We start from the raw sequence: 17,517 nt of genomic DNA on the forward strand, positions 1-17,517 counted from the left end.
CCCAGCTTTCCATTCTAACTTTTTAACTTCTTCAGGTGGTATTGTTATAACCCATTTAATGTACTCTTTTGTCCCTATCTTACGGGAAAGCCGTTTTTGTAGTTGCATAATGTATTTAGGTGCCTAAAGCTTTAAAAGCCTTTGGTTTAGGTACCGAAAGGTATATATGTCTTAGGTACCTAATAATATTAGGTGCCTAATATGATAGCACAAACAAACTTAAGAAGACAAAGAGGTTATGAGATAGCTCAACAAAAGACAATAAAGATAATAAAGTCTGGCTGGCTTGTAGAGTCTCAATCAGGGAATGGATTTTATAAAGTATCAAATGAATTTATCTGCAACTGTCCAGACTCAGAACTGCATAAAGAGACCTGCAAACATGCTTTTGCAGTTAGATATTATCTAAATATTGAAAAAAGAAGTATGCATGGTCTTGAAACTCACAAAATACCACTTACTTACTCACAAGCGTGGACTACCTATAATCAAGCACAAATGTCAGAAGGCAAGCTATTTTATGAACTTTTAAGAGATTTAGTAAAAGATTTGGAAGACCCTTTAAACAAGCAGAAAACGGGCAGACCACGTATGAAATTCAATGATACTATGTACCTTGCAATAGCCAAAGTGTATTCCCAATTGTCCTGCAGAAGGGCTAATTCCTTATTTGGAATAGTACGAGATAGAGGCTTTGTAAAAGAGATACCACATTTCAATGCTTTATCAGTAGTCCTAAATAGAGCAGATATAACACCTATTCTGCAAGAGTTAATAGCTACTACATCAGCCCCTTTAAAATCTGTAGAAGTCGCCTTTGCAGTAGATAGCTCTGGATTTAGGACACGTTCTTTCAGTCCTTATGTTGATGATAAGTACGGTATAAAAAGAGAACATAAATGGATTAAGGCACATATCTGCGTTGGCACAAAGACAAACGTAATAACGGCACTAAAGATAACAGAAGGTTATAGTGCCGATTCAAAGGAATTCATACAGTTAGCACAGACAACAAAGGATAATGGCTTTGATATACAAGAAATCTCGGCAGATAAAGCATATAGCAGTAGAGAGAATTTCTCGTATATAGACAGCATTGGCGGTACTGCCTTCATACCGTTCAAATCAAACTCAAGAGCAAAACCAAAGGGAAGTAGGATTTGGAATAAGATGTATCATTATTTCAATATGAATAAGGACGAGTTTATGTTGCATTATCATAAGAGAAGTAATGTAGAGAGTACTTTTGCGTCTATAAAAAGGAAGTTAGGCGATACCTTAAAATCAAAAAATAGGACATCACAGATTAATGAATTGCTGTGTAAAATAATCGCATACAATATTACTGTTTTGATTCAGGAAATGTATGAATTGGGTATGACTATTGATTTACAATAAGCAAAGAATACCCCCTATCAAACTAATAATTGGTAATATTAAAAGAATTGGAAGTGTATAAAATCCTACCATGCTAAATAACGAAAATATAATTCCTATTATAGACCAAATCTTTTTAACCGACTTTAATCCTGTACTCAAAATAGCCCCAGAGATTATAGTCATTAAGCTACCAAGTATTAGAAATAAAGATAAATCCTTAAAATCAAAACCAGCAAGATATAAAACTCCTGGAGCAGAATTTACACTATCAATAAAAAGATTCAAACCCATCAAGAATGTTAATATACCAGCTATAATAAGTAGAAAAGCACCTATGGTTAATAGGGATACACTTTTATCAGCCATGTTATAAAATCAATACTTAAGCTTTTAAAGGTTTAGCACGTCCATTATTAATATTAAAAGATGGTCTTTTTGGCTAAGAAAAATAAATTTAAACATTTGTGTGAAAAATGGAATAACATGACCTTCGCTAATAAAATAATGATTACATTAACATTAATAGGTATAATTTTAGGTTCAACTTTGACTGGTTTGGGTGTTTATATTTCCTTAGCTCAAATACATATTACACAACAGCAAGGGCATATTACACAATTGCTTAGTGAGGCTAATATAGTACCGTATACTGGATTTTGCAAATATATATGGTATCATATTGGTGGTTATAATCAGAGCTACACTATAGTTAATATAGGAAAATCACCAGGTAACGCAACTATCTCTTATAATTATACAGGATTTTCATATTTAAGTCTTAGCCAAAATGATACTGTAAAAGATTATGAAAGGCAAACTTATCCAAATGAAACAACCATTCAAATAATTCCTGGAACTCCATTTACATTTAGAATTCAAGGAAGCGTATTTCCATCAATAGGGAATTGGTCTCGTTTGCAATATTCATTAAAAATAAAAACAAATGGTGGTACATTTGGTACAGATTTTAATAATTGTTATGTGATAACCTGTTCATATGTAAACGTAACACCAACAAGATATCTTGTTGGTAATAATGTAGCGTTTTTGCAAGTTAAAGCAAATAGTATAAATGTAAACTATCCAAATGGTTTTAATGGTTGGAATACAAGTACCAATACAACCTGGAAACAAGTACCTTTAGCATCTTGCACTTAAACTAAAGATTATGCACGAAAAGTTAGCCAAAAACCTTAGTTTTCGTGCAAACCCTGGCACAGGAGCTTTGCACCCAGGCCCGTGCCCAATTAAAAGAGGGTTTATATATATGAATGTTGTAATTTATATTACGGAGAAGGAAGACATGAATGTTCTAATTCTACGTAAAAACAAAAAAAATAAGTGTATGTAATGTACCAAGATGAAGGATCAGGAAGGAATAGCTCCTATGGAGGAGGATACGGAGGGCGCAGGGAAGGAAGGAGAAGCTCATTTTCGGGCTCTTCTGAGCCGAAGCCGGTAAATACCGGCGACGAGATAGAAGTCAAGATCGAGGCTGTTGCATCCAAGGGCGATGGAATAGCCAAGAAGGACGGCTTCGTAATCTTCATAAAGGGCGCAAAGGAAGGAGAGACTGTAAAGGCAAGGATAACTGAGGTCAAGGAAAGGTTTGCAATAGGGGAAGTAATCAGCTAAATCCTTAGCTTCTATTTTTATTTTTTTCTTATTTTTCCCGTGAGTCAGCGGGAGCGCTACCCGGAAATAGGCGCATTGCGGAAAATCCGCAGTGCAAGACTGGTTTTTACCTGAAATCGGAAATGGAAAGTGCCGGCAAGCGGCCGGCACCCTGCTCAATCAGTTGGCAAGCTTGCCCTGCTCCTTTGTGTATAGCAGCATGCCCTCGAACATCCTGGATACCTGGCCTGCCCTTATGCCGTATATCGACTTAACCCTTCGCTTGTTGGCAAGCTCTATCAGCCTCTGGGTTATGATGCCGTCAAAGACTATTGCGCTTATCCCGTCGGTGTCCTGGACCGTCTGTATGAGCTCCCTTATGGGCACCTCGGATATTACGTTGCTGTTTTTGTCGTATAGCCTGCCCCTGAGCGTGTTGTGCAATTCGGTGAGCGAGTCCATATACCTCTGCTCCGGCTCAGCTGCGGCGCGGTCGTCTATCGACTTTATCGCATCCATCCCGCTGGGGTCCTCGTGGTTTATGTCCTTTATGCCAAGCTCCGGGTCTACGTTTATCGGCTCCACTGCCGCCTTCGCATCCTCCTTGCTCAGCATCTTCCTGGATATCTCCGACGGGCTCAGTATGCTCCTGTCCCTTTCCTGCTGCCTCGGGGCTCCTCCCAGCCTGACCTCGTGCCTTGACTGCTGCTGCACCTGCTGCTCCACCCTCATTTCCCTCTGCTGGTGCTGCTGTTGGAACCTGTCCCTCCTCTGCTCCTGGTAGTGGCCCCTGTGGCTGCCGCCGTTGAGCCTTGGTATGACCTGGTCTATAGGGACCTTTGCCCTTAGCGCCTTTATGATGTCCTTCCTGGTGAGCTCCTCCACTTCCTTGCCGTCCGGAGCCCTTACCACGTAGTCTATGTCGCAGACGTTCAGCAAGCCCCTCAGTATCATGTCGCCGCCCCTGTCCCCGTCAAGGAAGAGCGTGGCCTCCTTCGACTTCGTGAGGTCTATTATCGTCTGGGGTATCTTCCCGGTGGCGCCGCCCACCGCTATGCAGTTGGTTATGTCGTTCTTGAGCAGGTTTATCACATCGGCCCGGCCCTCTACCAGTATCACCTCGTTCTCCTCCTCTACGTCAGGCCCGGCAGGCAGGTTGTCCTGTCCGAACGTGGTTACCACGCTTGATTTCACGTCGGTTTCCACAAGCTCGCTTATCTCCTTGCTGTCCGGCATCTCGGTAGTTATGAGCGTCTTCAGTAGGTCCTTTGCCCTTGCTACTATCTTCCTGCGCTTCTCGTTCCTGGTGTCCTCTATCTTGTTTACCTTGAATACCGTTTCGAAGGGCCCCACCCTGTCAACCGATTCTATGGTTGCGCCGAGTATGCAGGTCTCGACCCTTCCTAGCGATGACGGTAGGAAGAGCTTGCCGTACGTCTTGTTCCCCTGCGAGGAAGCCTCTATCTCTATCCTTCCTATCTTGCCGTTCTTCTGGAGCTCCCTGAGATCCAGGCCGCCTCCGAGAAGCCCTTCAGTCTGCCCGAAAACGGCGCCTATTATGTCCGGCTTCTCAGCCAATCCGGATATCTCGAATCTTGCCTCTACCATGTACTTTACAATGTCAATGTAAGTTTTTGCCATTCAAACACCTATTGTTTTGCGTCAGAATAGCCACATCAGAAGGAGGTTACGTTAACTTCTATGCCTACGTAATTGCCTAAAGCCGAAGCTGGGTATCAGGTCGACTTTTCCAGGATCCCAATCCATACGACTTATGAAATTCAAATACTCAAACCCCTCATGAAATATGACTATTCTTAACTACTTATAGTTAGGCAAGAATATGCTTATAAGCCTTCTGTATATTCCATTGGCATGGAAGATACCGCAGCTATCCCCTCCTGTTGTGCTCCCTGAACCTTATGTTTATGTCAATGTACTCCAATGACTTTGATATGCTCCTTGCAAGATCTGCCCTGTAGTTGGACTTTACCCTGAAGAACGCATCTATTTCTTTTCTTGTCTTCCTGTCATCCATGACAGAAAGTATGTCTATGAAGTCGGTAAGCCCCCTGACCCCCCTGTCGTACATAGACATCAGCCTCTTCCAGTTGGATCTTGTCCATTTCCATACCGCTTCCTTGCCCTGCTCGTGGGATGCGATTGATGCTGGTATCCTGTTGACGTGCTGCATCCTTACGTTCTTTGACAGCGTGTACTCTAGGGCCATTCCCATGCACTTCGGGTCGTTGAAGCTGCCGAGGGCGAGCAGGAACCTCATCTTTTCCTCCGGGACAGCCTCTTTCTCGTACAATCCGACAAATTTCCTGAAAGTCGACTGGTCGCCCACCCATGCGTTAAGGCTGTACACTGTGGAGCGTATGTCGGTGTCTATCTCACTGCCCTTGCCCAGGTAGTCGGAGAAAAGCTTCCTGGATCTTGATATTACCTCCTTGTCGTTCATGAATCCAAGCGCCCTGAGCGTATATACCCTAAGAAGCACTGTGGAATTCCTGTCATTCTTTCTTCTTTTCCAGCCCAGTTTCCTGAGCAGTTTCCTGTGGTATGCCATGCTGAGACGCCTTGGCCGCTCCGCGACCTTTTTCTCATTGGCCAATAGTAGGGTAAGGGCGGTAAGATGCCCTGAAACGCTAATGTCCATAGGAAACTCGCAATCCATGCAATGCCTCTCGATGAAATCCAGGTACTCTGATACCTTTATGCTGCACGATCTCGCCGCGCTGTACAGATCGTTCTCTATCCCATAGCCGTCAAGGGCGCTTATCTTTCCGGATTCTATAAGCCTGCCGAGCTCGCCAAGCATGCTCTTGGGGTATTTTGACCTGTAGAACCCCTTTTGAGCGTAATTCAGCTTTATGTATTCAAGCCCTTTCTCCTTGAGTGATGCGCTTTTCCCGCTTAGCAGCATGGAGCCCTCCTGCGCCCTTTCGCCCCTTTCCTTTTTCAGGTAGTGTATTGGTATTGGCCATATAGATGCGTCTTTCCTGTCCAGGAGGAAGAAGCGGCGCTGCCCGAGAGACAGCGTGCTGCCGTTGTATTTGACCTCAACTATGGGATATCCGGGCAGTTTTATCCAATTGCTTGCTATGTTGCCTATGTTGGACCTGTTGGGCCTTGCCGCGCGGCTTATTTCAGCCCAGAGGTCTGCTCTTGTTGCGTTTGAATACGCATATTTCTCCAGGTATGCGTGCAGACCCTTCCTGAACGTATCCTCGCCAACGTAATCCTCGAGCATCGCGAGTATGGCCCCGCCCTTGCTGTACGTTATGTTAGGGTCGAAGGCATCGCCGAGATCCGCGGGGCTCTTCACGTCTATGCCTATAGGCTGCGTGGAGCGCAGCTGGTCCGCCCCCAATGCGCCCCCGGTCCTTCCGAGAACGTATTGCACGTCCATCTGCCATTTCGGGAACACCTTGTGCATTGCCTTGAAGGACATGAACGTGGCAAAGCTCTCGTTGAGCCATATGTCGCTCCACCATTTCATCGTCACAAGGTCGCCGAACCACTGGTGCGCGAGCTCGTGGGAAACCAGCTCCGCGACCCTCTGCTCCTGCATAACCGACATGCCCTTTTCGGCAAGCAGCCCGTTCTCCGCGTATGTTATGGCGCCCCAGTTTTCCATCCCGCCTATCGCGAAATCAGGAACCGCAATGAAGTCCATCTTCGGCAGAGGGTATTTTATCCCGAAATATTCCTCGTAGTGCCTCATGAATTTCTTCCCGTATTCGAGGGCAGTTTTTGCCATGCCTATCTTGCCCGGCGTTGTAACTACGCTAAGCTTTATCTTTCCGTAAGACCCTTCCAGCTTTTCAAACTCCCCTATGCCAAGGTAAAGCAGGTACGTTGACATCCTTGGCGTCCTGTGGAATGCGACCAGCTTTTTGCGGCCCATTGGCTTGGTGCCCTTTTCGGGCATGTTGGATAGTGCGGATAAATCCTTGTCTATGATGAATGAAACGTCGAAAGTTGCCTTGAACTCCGGCTCGTCGAAGCACGGGAACGCCCTGCGTGCGTCCGCAGCCTCGAACTGCGTGGTAAGCCAGTAGTGCTCCTTGCTGCCTATCCTGTACCTGCTCCTGTAGAAGCCGCTCAGGGTGTCTTTGTTCAGGCCCTCGAAATCTATTTTAAGCTCGCAGCTTCCGGATACAGGAGTTTCGAATTCCAGGACGCAGCGCTCCTGCGCCCTGTCAATTACCGCCTTTGCTTCCTGCACGAACCTGCCCTTCGATACGGTGGCCTTTACTATTTTTATGTCTATGGCGTTCAGCGCTATCCTCCTGGTGCTTTTCTTTACGCTAACAGATATCCTTTCCTTGCACGTATACGTTGATTTTCTCATGTCGGGTCGGAATACCAGCACGTAATTGGATGGTATTGCGTTATTCCCGAGCGTTTGCCTTTTTCCGGCCATAATATCACAGCTACTGCACCGTAGTAACAGTAACGTCCTTTACAGTGAAGCTCGGGACAAAATAATAGTCCATGTCGACGTCCCACGAGGTGCACTGCCTGGCATTCCTTGCGGCGAGCACGGTGTTCTTGAGCATTCTTATGAGGTTGTCGCTTATCCTTATGCCGACTATCGGTCCTATGTCCTTCTGCTTTATCGCGAATGCCGGCTCCCCTTTCTCTATGTACAGCGTTAGATCCCTGGGCATTGTGGAGAAGTCGCCCTTGATGTAGCTGCTGAACCTCGTATACCACGTGTTCGTTACGAGTATGCCCCTGTCCACGCTGGATATCAGCTTGTCCACGTCCTTGACGGTTTTCCTGTGCTCCATCACCAGCGTCCTGGTGCTGGGCCTCACGAGCCCCGCATTCCCGGTGCTCTTGGTGTTGTACTTCTCTGCCGTTGAATGGTTGTGCAGGTACGTCCTGAGTATCCCGCTTTCCACCACCTTTGTTCTCTGGGATGGAGTGCCCTCTAAATCGTAGGCCGATGACTGTATGCCCTCCCTTATCCTTCCGTCATCGTAAAGCATGATATCCTTGCCTGCGACCACCTTGCCCAGCTTGCCGGTGAAGCAGCTACCGGTTTCGGCGTTGCCCATGCATGCAGCTGAAGCTGCATTCGTAAGCAGGGAGCCGCCTGGAGACTGCATGTACACTATGTCGTATTTCCCGTCCTTTATCTTGCCAATTTTCTTCGTGCTACCCAGTATTTCTGCCATTTCCTTGGGCTCCCTGTCGAATTTGACGTCCTTGAGCATCCTGGAGGCGAAAACGTTCTGGTAGGAGAGCTTGCCGCGGAACACCCTCAGGGACATCCTGGCGAAGGTGCCCCTGTCGGTGCCGTTGAACCCGTTGCTGGTGCTTACGGTATCTGATCCTGATCCTACCACTACCATTCCGGCAACTGAAGTCGCGCCGTTGTCCAATGCGCTGTTTACAGCAGCTATCGCCTTGTCTGCCATTTCCGCGCTGCCGCAGTCCTCTATGCTCCTGTCGTACGGATAAACGTATTTTGGCCTGCCGCCTCGCGGCGATGCGAGCCCGAAATAGTCCTCCTTCGGCTTGACGCTTGCAAGGGCCTTAGATGCGCTGCCTATGATCCTCCTTATCCCCTGCCTGCTGGTATCGGAGATGTCTGAAAGCAGCAGTATCCTCTTGTCTTTCGTCAGGAATATGTTGCAGGATATGTTCAGCTTTTCGACAACAGAATCGATCTCGGAATTTGTTATCTTGAGGTACAGGTTGCGCCCGGTCCCTATGTCCACGGCAACGTCGTCAAAACCCATGCCCTTCGCGATCCTCACTATCCCATCGGTGGTCTCTCCCATGTAAGTCACTTGAACGAAAGCAGCACGGACGGGCCGCCCATGGTAACAGGTACGCCCTGCATGGGCTCGCCCTTCCCGCATGTGCCTACGTAAAGCTTGATGTCGTTTCCCAGCATCTTTACAGCGTGCCAGAAGTCAAGCGTGCCCTTCTCGAGCCTGTAGTTCTTTATCGGTTTTCCCAGCCTTCCGTTTTTTATCATGTACGCAACGTTCCCCTGGTACCTGGAGAAGCTCCTTGTGTCGTCGATGTTCCATTCCGTGAAGTTCTTTATGTATACGCCGTCCCTTGCCTCCTCGACCAGCTCGTCAAGGCTTGACGTGCCATTCCCGAGGTATGTGTTCCCCATGCGCACCATGGGCTCGTTCGAATACGAGTCGCTCCTCGATGAGCCGTTGCTGTGTTTCCCAAGGATATGCGCATATTCGCGGTTCGTCAGCAGCTCGTTCTGCCTTCCGTTTTTGACTATGCACCGCTTGCCGGCCCTTACGCCCTCCTCGTCGAACATATAGAACCCGTAGGTGTTTTTTATGGTTGGATCGTCGTATATCGAGACAATCCCGCTGCCTATGCTCATGCCGAGGTTGTCCTTTGTGAGATAGCTCGTCCCTGCCTGAGCCGCCTCCCTTCCGTATATCCTGTCCGCCTCGTTCGGATGGCCGACGCTCTCGTGGACAGCTATCCCTGTTATTTCCGGGGCTATGACCACGTTCCTTACCTTTTTTATCTGGTCCTCGCTCATGTTTACGCCATTCCTCATAACGCTGTGCATCTCCTTGGCGTTGTCAAGCACGTCCCCCATTATCCCTAGCGCCTTGAAATTCCGGTAGCTGCCCTTTATGCCGTATTGCAGTATCCTGTCCCTCTTGTCGCTGCCTTCTGCAAGGCTCATGCTCACTACGGCAGAGAACACGGGTATGCTGCTCCTCACGGTATTGCCTTCGGTATTCACTATGTATTCCTTTCCGGAGCCGAATCCACCGTACACTCCCCTGTATTTGACGTACCTGAGACTTCCCATCGCCCTGTCTATTTCAGACAAATCGTCAAGGAAATCCTCGGGCTTTGTCCTCGCATTTTCCTTTACGCCGTAGCTTGAATGCAGATCAGGCTCGCTGGAAAGCTCGGTGTCGATGCCCTTGAAGCCCCTGAAGCCCCTGATGGCCCTGTCGAGCACCTTCTTTTCCAGCATGTTAGTGGAGAATGTGTAAAGCTTCTTCCCCTTTATGAGTCGTATGCGCAGGCCCGCGCTTTCCGCATACTGGCCGCCGTTGAAGATGCCCTGCTCTATCGCATAGGAATTGTCCACGTCGTATCTCAGGTAGGCCTCGGCGTAATCCAACCCAGCCTTCCCTGCAACGGACATGGCATAGTCTGCTATGCCGTAATCGATTTCCATGTCATCAAGTAGCGCGCGTTTGTAGTACATACCTATATTTAAGCTGTTAATTTAAACCTTGTGTTAAAAACTTTATATAGTTGCAATATGCAGTAGTGTGCGAATGAAAATAGCGTTTGTTTCCGATGCAGTATACCCGTGGAACGTTGGGGGGCTCGAGACGCTGGAGAGCACCGAGGCGCAGGAATTGGCGAAGGCAAACGATGTGCATTTCTTCTCGCTCAGATGGCCGGGCATGGAGAAGGACTTCAGGCACAACAACATAATGTACCACACGCTGCACGACATAACCACTGAGAAGTTCTACAGCCACGGCAGGAGGTCCATAAGGCAGGCAATCATATACACGATAGGGCTTGCGCGCATATTCTTCTACAAGTTCGACTACATACAGTCCAACGAGTTCCCGATACTGCAGATACCCGTGCTCAAGCTCTACTGCATGCTCAACGGATGCAAGCTCATACTGGACATGCACGAGGTCTGGGACAAGGAATACTGGACTAGCTACCTTGGCGGGGGCATACGAGGCCATCTTGCAAACTGGTTCGCATCTACTGTACTTAAGATGGCCGATGCATACATAGCCAACTCGAGCGTGACAGCGGAGAGGCTGGAGGGCCTCGGGATTGACAGGTCAAGGATACACACGTTTTCCCCGGTGATAAACGACAACGAGCTGCGGAAGATAAGGGCAAAGGACAGCAGGAAGCAGGTTGTTTTCTCAGGCAGGCTCATAAAGGAGAAAAGAGTGGACAAATGGCTGAAGGTCGTAAAGGAGGCGAGCAGGGGCGTAAAGGGCATGAAAGCTGTGCTCATAGGGGAAGGGCCGGAGAAGAGCAGCATAAAGGGCGAAATAGAGAGGCTTAATCTGGACCGCATCGTAGAGCTCAGGGATTTCTACCATACGGAGGACAAGAACGAGCTGTACAGGACAATAAAGGGCTCGAAGGTATTGCTGCACATGTCGGAGAGGGAGGGACTCAGCATAATAGTGCTGGAGAGCCTTGCGCTTGGAACGCCTGTCCTGCTTCCCGAATACTCGCCAATACCGAAGGAAGTAAAGGAGATGTGCGTGGTAAGGGACGAGGAAGAAATACCAAAAGAGCTTGGCAAGATGCTGGAGAGCAAGGACAAGGGCCAATTCATAACCAACGCCAGCGGCCTGAACAGCTTCCTCGCGTCGCACACCAACGAATTCTACGCTGCGCTGTTCGGCAGGCTCAAGGGAAAGGCCAGATGAATTACAGGTTCATCCGAACCAAAGCATAACGATGCATTTTAATACCAGTACAAAATAATAAGAATGTGGGAATATGTACAGCGTAACCGATTTTCAGATACCTGCGGATGACAAGGAGCGCGCGAAAAAGTTCTACAGCTCGGTTTTCGGGTGGAAGACCAATGACGTGCCAGGAGTGGACTACACAGGGCTCATAACAGCCGAGACCGACGAGAACTCCAACAGGCCGAAGCGCCCCGGGGCAATCAACGGCGGGATGATGAAGAGGGAAGGAACGTTTAAGAACCCGACCATAACGATAACAGTTGACGACATCGACAAGGCCCTGGAAAACGTCGAGAAGGGAGGCGGAAAGATAGTGAAGGGGAAGGACAGCGTCATGGACATGGGATTCGTTGCCTGGTTCCAGGATACTGAGGGAAACGTCCTAGCGCTTTGGCAATACATGAAGAAGTAGGCATATTCGGCAAACCAATCATTCAAGGCGCTTGATTGTGTGGTAGCCGAACTGCGTCCTGACTATTCCTGATACTTGGCCTTTTCCCAGTGCGAATGCTGAATTCTCAAACTCTTTTATAATCATGCCGCGGCCACATGCTCCAAACCCTGAAAGATATATTTTTATATTGTTTAGGACAGAGCTTATCTGTGGTAAAATGATTAAGCAAAATGAAAATGTTGCCCTTTTCGACATGGATGGAACGCTGTGCGATTATGACGGCCAGCTTTCTAAAGATTTGAAAGGGTTGATGTCTCCGGGAGAGTCAGAATTTAGTGGCAGGATAGACAAAGCGCCGGATTACGTAAAAAGGAGGGCCGACATATTAAGATCCTCACAAGACTGGTGGAAGAACCTCCCTAAGCTGCAGCTCGGCTGGGACGTGCTCGAGATTGCGCAGGAACTTGATTATAGGATAATGATATTGACGCAGGGCCCTCGGAAGAACCCCTCAGCATGGACTGGCAAGAAGCTATGGATAGACGAAAAACTGGGACAGGACGTCGATATAACAATAACAAGGGACAAGGGGCTAGTTTACGGCAAGATACTAGTGGATGATTTCCCGGAATACGCGGAACGCTGGCTCACATGGAGGAAAAACGGCCTAGTCATAATGCCAGTCAATAAATCAAATGAGGACTATTCGCACAGGCAGGTAATCAAATATGACGGTACAAACCTGGAGGAAGTGAGGCACGCGATGACCGAAAGGCTGAGGACAGGGCATGGCGCCGATCAGATACTCGATAAAGCAGGTCAAATACTCCGAAAGGCGGAAAGGTCCAAAGTCAGAACCTAATTGCATCATTCAAGGCGCTTTATTATGTGGTAGCCGAACTGCGTCCTGACTATTCCTGATACTTGACCCTTTTCCAATGAAAATGCTGCATTCTCAAACTCTTTCACCATCATGCCGCGGCCGAAGAATCCAAGGTCTCCACCCGTCTTCCTTGTCCCGTCAAGTGAATACTCGCCGGCCAGCTTTGCGAAGCTTTCGCCCTTTGAGAGCTTTTCCAGTATCTCCTTTGCGGTGGATTCCTTTTCCACCAATATGTGCGCGCACCTTATCTTGTTTGCCATGTTTACACCATTTCAATGATTCATGTTCTTGAACATCTGGTCCTTTTCTTCCCTTGACCCCTGGCTCAGGCCCTGCGCCCTCCCAACTGCTATCTCGTACTGGTCGCTTTCGATGCCTTTCATTGCCGCTTCGGCCACTTCCGAAGGAGGTATGCCCTTGTCGGGGTAGTCGTTTTTCCTTGCGCCTTTCAGGTTAGTATCGGTAGTGGGTGGAATGACCTCGAATACCTTTATGGTTGTGTCCCTTAGCTGGTGCCTCAGGGACATGCTGAACGAGTGTATTGCCGCTTTCGTCGCAGAATAAACCGGGAATATCGCAAGCGGCACGAACCCCAGCCCGGATGATATGTTGATTATCGCTGATTCCTCCCTTTTTGAGAGCAATGGTATGAAAAGGGCGGACATGTATATCTGGGATTTCAGGTTTATTGTTATTTCGTCTTCGCTGTTTTCCAGGTCCTCAAGCCCCTTCTTCAGGTCTATCCTGCGCTGTATTCCCGCATTGTTTACAAGCACGTTAACCTTGAAGTTCGAGCTAGCCCAGTCGTAGAGGGCCCTGCATTCGTCCTCCTTTGACACATCGCACTTTCTTGTGTGTATCGATGGGAGCTTTGCCCTTGCTCCCTCCAGCCTTTCAGTGCTTCTCCCGCATATTATGACCTCGTTCCCGGATTTGACGAAAGATTCCGCGAGAGAGAGACCGATGCCAGAGCTGCCGCCAGTGATCAATACGACGTTGCCTCTTGTCTTCACCAAACCACCATTTGACATTATTATATGCAAGGGCTTCAATAATAATTGTACCTGAAGCTTGCGGTTTTAGCCGAATTTCTCCACCAGATAGTCAAAGTACTGCTCAAATCCCCTTTTGGTCCAATAACCCGTAATTATGCTGCCCCTAACCCTGTCGCTTGACTCCTCGTTCATGCTCTCAAGCTTTTTGTCCATGCGGTCTGCGATTATGCCGGCATGTAGATCTGCGATTATGCTAGCAGACTGCTCGCAATTCTCCAACGACACCAGAGAACCGGATTGGGACCCGATGCCCTTTATGCGCGTTTCGGACAGCATCTCCGGGCTTCTTGTTATGGAATATACGGCCTTTGCCGCTGCGTTCGGATCCATGTTATTGTCAGAGTATGCGTACATCTCGTATGCATTGACGAAATTCTTCAAGGATTTCATTTCATAAGCTGCAAGGAACCTTTCCTGGATCTTGGAGTAGGCCTTTTTGTCTTCGTCGCCGAGGGTGCCTATTCCGTTGCTTAGTTCCCTCACCATCCTTGACGAGCCCATCCTCCCCAGTGCCGCGGTGCTTGATGCAGAAAGCTGGCTTTGAGGATATGCCAAAAACCCTGGAATCTGGGCCTTTTTTATCTCTGTGATGAAGAACTGTCCCTGGTGCCCCAGCAGGCCCTCGCTGCCCACTGCACTTGCGGCGCTGAACATGTCCGGGACAGCTATGTATTTGAGGCCGTCCTTTATCTTTACGAACTTCGGGCCGTAGAGGTTCAAATACACCGTATTCAGATTCTGGTAGGATTCTTCATCGCTCTTTTCCGTAAACCTCACTGTTTTCATATAGTCCTCGGAATCCCTGAATATGGACTTTATGCTATTTGGGGCCATTTCAAACGAGCTCATGACTATGCCCCTGTACATGTTCTCTATGATGCCCAGCTCCTCCCTGTCTTTTGCCTTGTCCTCATAGCTGTTTCCGTTTATTATCATCCATTTTTCAGCAGCCTTGCCGAAATCCTTCCTCTTGAAGTGCCCCTCGATTTCCTTCATGTCCTCTTTTTCAATTCCGTATGACCTGAGCACAGTCTTGTAATCCAATTCATTGCTTGCGACTGCTTGAACCCTAGCGCCCATCATTTCCAGGCGTGCAGAAAGCTCTAGTTTCAGTATTTCGTCAAGCCTGTCGCTGGTTTTAGCTTCATGGACAGACAGGGAAAGCCTTTCAATGCTGTCCGACAGCTTTGATGCCGTATCCGGCTGATAAAGCCCTCTTGATACTGATTTCATCGAAGCATCGTAGTCGGCATACAGATCCGAATAAGCGCTGAAATTGCCTTCCATCTCGCTCGAGAACTTCTTGGACAGAGGGTTGGCGTTGTCGCTATTATTTTCCTTTGAGACCGTAACCAATTTTATCAATTTATATGACATTGGCGTGATATAAATATGCTTCTTCGGATGCGAAATTCCATAAAACAGGCAGGCAAATCCAAGTGGGCCCGCGGAGAATCGAACTTCGGACCTCAATTCGGTTGGTTATTTTCGCTATACTAATCAGTTTTTAAAAATCCTCCACTAAATTTCGTTATTGCTTTCCTATTTTTCAGTAAGTAAAAAATGATTATTACAACAAATGCTAATATTACACCCAAAATAAAACTACTTGTTAATCCCAATTTCTTCACTATTCCTTTTTAGTCAATAAATTAATTAACAGACCAACAATATATATACCCCTATTCCAACAAAAGCAAAAGAGGCAATCTCGCAAAAGTCAGAGATAATAGCTATTTATAAAGGGCATTCCAACACAAAGGTAGTAAAGCGTAAGTTTGTGATGGACATAGGTATATTAACAAGGAAGAAAACGACAAAGTAATATATCATGCAAGGGCTCTAAATGATCGTATACCACCAGATGTAGCTGGTATCAGTATAGAAAATGAAAGGAATAAGTGGTTTCACTTGATAAAATCAAGCAAGTAGATTATTTTTTTGTATAATTAAAAGTAAATTGAGTGCCAGAGCAGTTTATAATACTATTCCCAGTCGTATAAAATGTAATTGAATTGGCTCCAACAGAACTTATGTTTATTATATTAGCATTGGTTTCACTTATTAAATGCCAATTTCGATATATATAGTAATTTAACCCTTGTAAGTTCTTTTGGCTAAGATTAACATATGGGCTACCATTTAAAAATATATTATAAAATTGAAGATTTGCACAATCTGTTGGGTTTTTGGTTGGTCCAATAGGTACATTTATTATCATCGGTTTTCCCAACACATCAGGGGTACAATTTCCTGTATAAATTATATTTTTCATCTCGTCTTGATATGAGGAAGTTGTTCCATTTATATTGTACAATATCGAACTACAAAGTTGTGCATCAGAGTTTGGGTTTATTTTAATCTTTGAATTTCCATCTAAAATTAAACTTATTACTCCCCAATCTCCTATTGGTATATTATCTAATCTGACATAACCAGTAGTTGAATTATCCAAAATGGTCGAGTTAATATTTGGATAACCTATGAATGGTTTTATGGCATTTATTTTTACCAGATTATTGGTTGGATTTATATAGAACGCCAAACCTTGAGAGGGTAAATTACCCTGATTTTGTATGGCTATGTAGTAATGATTAGGTGCTGTAGTTTCGTTATATGCCAATATAGAGACAAATGGCTTTGATGTTATTGTGGTTGTAATTATAGATATAGAAGTAGTTGTAGTTGTTGTATATGTATGATTAAAGGCACCACCAAAATAAGCACCGAATAAACTACCAATAATTACAATTATAAGTTCAAAAAATAGGTAAGGTCTATTTTTAGTATAGTATACTTTAATTTCATCCTTTAAAGTCATATTTCAATTTAGTAAAATAAGTATAAAAATTAGAACCATCTCTAAAAGTGCCAATAACTTTATACTAAAATTTCCTGCAAATACTAAGCCAGGTATTATTATGAGTAATAAGAAATGGGCCCGAGGAGATTTGAACTCCTGACCTCCCGATTATCAGTCGGGTGCTACTAACCAGGCTAAGCTACGAGCCCATGTTGGGTTTAATGCTTAATCTTTATCATACTTAACCTCTAATACCTTGCCCCCGGGCTTTTCCTCCCTGAATAATTGCGTCTCGAACTTGTAGAGCTTCAGTTTTGGCTGCGACCAGTAATTCCTGTGCATGCCTGCCTTCACGCACGTCTCTTCCAGGAATCTCTTCCTGTCCCATCCCTGCTCAACTGCTACTATGGGCAACAACAGGCCGCTCTGCATGCCGTATTCCACCATCAGGCCGTCCCTGCCGACTTTTACGCTGTCCAGCCTCTTCCTCTCGCCACCAGTTATCAGGACTGGGCTTGAGAGCACGCTAACTTCCACAAGGAGGTCGTCAAGCTCCTTTTTTGATACGGACACGAACCTAGGATCCTCGAACGCTGCCGCTATCGCAGCATCTACAAGCGACTCGCCCAACGGGGCTATCGCCCTCGGGAAACCTATGCAGCCGCGCAACGACCTCGTGGGGTAGTGCTCCAGCGTCACGAACACCCCGTAAGGCCTGCCGAACTCCTCAAGTGTGCTTGAAACAACTTCCTTCTCGAAATTGGGATTTATTATGAACAGCTCTATCGCATATCTCGCGGCCTTGACGAGCCTCTCGCCCTCCTTCGCTGCAAGCACATGCATGATATACACTAGGATTAGATTTACAATACAAGTATAAATATTTGACATACGAATTAGGC

17 protein-coding genes and 1 tRNA gene are annotated in these 17,517 nt (G+C 46.6%); 6 read left to right on the forward strand and 12 right to left on the reverse strand.

What is annotated here, in order from left to right:
* Positions 1 to 201 precede the first annotated feature (201 nt).
* Positions 202 to 1,398, forward strand: coding sequence for an IS5 family transposase (locus KGI06_04680; GenBank protein ID MDE1871503.1), 1,197 nt, complete (start codon positions 202 to 204; stop codon positions 1,396 to 1,398).
* Here KGI06_04680 and KGI06_04685 read toward each other — a convergent pair.
* A complete protein-coding gene (locus KGI06_04685) occupies positions 1,390 to 1,746 on the reverse strand; it encodes a hypothetical protein (protein ID MDE1871504.1) in 357 nt (118 codons plus the stop codon). The two genes, KGI06_04680 and KGI06_04685, sit on opposite strands and share 9 nt — an antisense overlap.
* Before the next feature lie 69 nt (positions 1,747 to 1,815).
* Between KGI06_04685 and KGI06_04690 the strand changes: the two genes are divergently transcribed.
* Both KGI06_04690 and KGI06_04695 read left to right on the forward strand, forming a co-directional pair.
* A complete protein-coding gene (locus KGI06_04690) occupies positions 1,816 to 2,538 on the forward strand; it encodes a hypothetical protein (protein ID MDE1871505.1) in 723 nt (240 codons plus the stop codon).
* Positions 2,539 to 2,730: 192 nt separating this feature from the next.
* The gene (locus tag KGI06_04695) at positions 2,731 to 3,015 is read left to right on the forward strand and encodes a TRAM domain-containing protein (protein MDE1871506.1); all 285 of its coding nucleotides are present in this window, start codon (positions 2,731 to 2,733) and stop codon (positions 3,013 to 3,015) included.
* Between the two features lie 159 nt (positions 3,016 to 3,174).
* Here KGI06_04695 and KGI06_04700 read toward each other — a convergent pair whose 3' ends face one another.
* From KGI06_04700 to KGI06_04715, 4 genes are all read right to left on the reverse strand, one after another.
* Positions 3,175 to 4,635, reverse strand: a complete 1,461-nt coding sequence (locus KGI06_04700; protein MDE1871507.1) for a DNA primase — start codon at positions 4,633 to 4,635, stop codon at positions 3,175 to 3,177.
* Between the two features lie 250 nt (positions 4,636 to 4,885).
* Positions 4,886 to 7,426 (reverse strand): M1 family metallopeptidase, encoded by a 2,541-nt coding sequence (locus KGI06_04705; GenBank protein MDE1871508.1) that lies wholly within the window; start codon positions 7,424 to 7,426, stop codon positions 4,886 to 4,888.
* 10 nt (positions 7,427 to 7,436) lie between these two features.
* Complete coding sequence (locus KGI06_04710; GenBank protein MDE1871509.1) at positions 7,437 to 8,795, reverse strand: TldD/PmbA family protein; 1,359 nt, start codon at positions 8,793 to 8,795, stop codon at positions 7,437 to 7,439.
* 5 nt (positions 8,796 to 8,800) lie between these two features.
* Positions 8,801 to 10,192 carry a TldD/PmbA family protein gene (locus KGI06_04715; protein ID MDE1871510.1) on the reverse strand — a complete coding sequence of 464 codons (1,392 nt, stop codon included), beginning with the start codon at positions 10,190 to 10,192 and terminating at the stop codon, positions 8,801 to 8,803.
* Between the two features lie 103 nt (positions 10,193 to 10,295).
* Here KGI06_04715 and KGI06_04720 point away from each other — a divergent pair, with 103 nt between their 5' ends.
* Positions 10,296 to 11,435, forward strand: coding sequence for a glycosyltransferase (locus KGI06_04720; GenBank protein ID MDE1871511.1), 1,140 nt, complete (start codon positions 10,296 to 10,298; stop codon positions 11,433 to 11,435).
* Between the two features lie 73 nt (positions 11,436 to 11,508).
* Positions 11,509 to 11,892, forward strand: a complete 384-nt coding sequence (locus KGI06_04725) for a VOC family protein (GenBank protein MDE1871512.1) — start codon at positions 11,509 to 11,511, stop codon at positions 11,890 to 11,892.
* An 18-nt stretch (positions 11,893 to 11,910) separates the two neighbouring features.
* Here KGI06_04725 and KGI06_04730 read toward each other — a convergent pair whose 3' ends face one another.
* Complete coding sequence (locus KGI06_04730) at positions 11,911 to 12,129, reverse strand: peptidylprolyl isomerase (protein MDE1871513.1); 219 nt, start codon at positions 12,127 to 12,129, stop codon at positions 11,911 to 11,913.
* On the opposite strand from KGI06_04730, the gene KGI06_04735 reads away from it, so the two are divergent.
* On the forward strand, positions 12,092 to 12,736 hold the full coding sequence (locus KGI06_04735; GenBank protein ID MDE1871514.1) for a hypothetical protein: 645 nt from the start codon (positions 12,092 to 12,094) through the stop codon (positions 12,734 to 12,736). The two genes, KGI06_04730 and KGI06_04735, sit on opposite strands and share 38 nt — an antisense overlap.
* Positions 12,737 to 12,741: 5 nt before the next feature.
* Here KGI06_04735 and KGI06_04740 read toward each other — a convergent pair whose 3' ends face one another.
* The 6 genes from KGI06_04740 to KGI06_04765 all read right to left on the reverse strand — a co-directional run bounded on the left by KGI06_04740 (position 12,742) and on the right by KGI06_04765 (position 17,458).
* Entirely contained in the window at positions 12,742 to 13,017 is a 276-nt protein-coding gene (locus tag KGI06_04740; protein ID MDE1871515.1) for a peptidylprolyl isomerase, read from the reverse strand.
* Between the two features lie 12 nt (positions 13,018 to 13,029).
* A complete protein-coding gene (locus KGI06_04745) occupies positions 13,030 to 13,770 on the reverse strand; it encodes an SDR family NAD(P)-dependent oxidoreductase (protein ID MDE1871516.1) in 741 nt (246 codons plus the stop codon).
* Positions 13,771 to 13,836: 66 nt separating this feature from the next.
* Positions 13,837 to 15,168 (reverse strand): hypothetical protein, encoded by a 1,332-nt coding sequence (locus tag KGI06_04750; protein MDE1871517.1) that lies wholly within the window; start codon positions 15,166 to 15,168, stop codon positions 13,837 to 13,839.
* A 577-nt stretch (positions 15,169 to 15,745) separates the two neighbouring features.
* The gene (locus KGI06_04755; GenBank protein ID MDE1871518.1) at positions 15,746 to 16,633 is read right to left on the reverse strand and encodes a hypothetical protein; all 888 of its coding nucleotides are present in this window, start codon (positions 16,631 to 16,633) and stop codon (positions 15,746 to 15,748) included.
* Between the two features lie 115 nt (positions 16,634 to 16,748).
* A tRNA-Ile gene (locus tag KGI06_04760) sits at positions 16,749 to 16,824 on the reverse strand.
* Positions 16,825 to 16,840: 16 nt separating this feature from the next.
* Positions 16,841 to 17,458, reverse strand: coding sequence for a TIGR00296 family protein (locus KGI06_04765; protein MDE1871519.1), 618 nt, complete (start codon positions 17,456 to 17,458; stop codon positions 16,841 to 16,843).
* Positions 17,459 to 17,517 lie beyond the last annotated feature (59 nt).

The sequence above is a fragment of the Candidatus Micrarchaeota archaeon genome, from assembly GCA_028866575.1.
Taxonomy (GTDB): Archaea; Micrarchaeota; Micrarchaeia; order Micrarchaeales; family Micrarchaeaceae; genus UBA12276.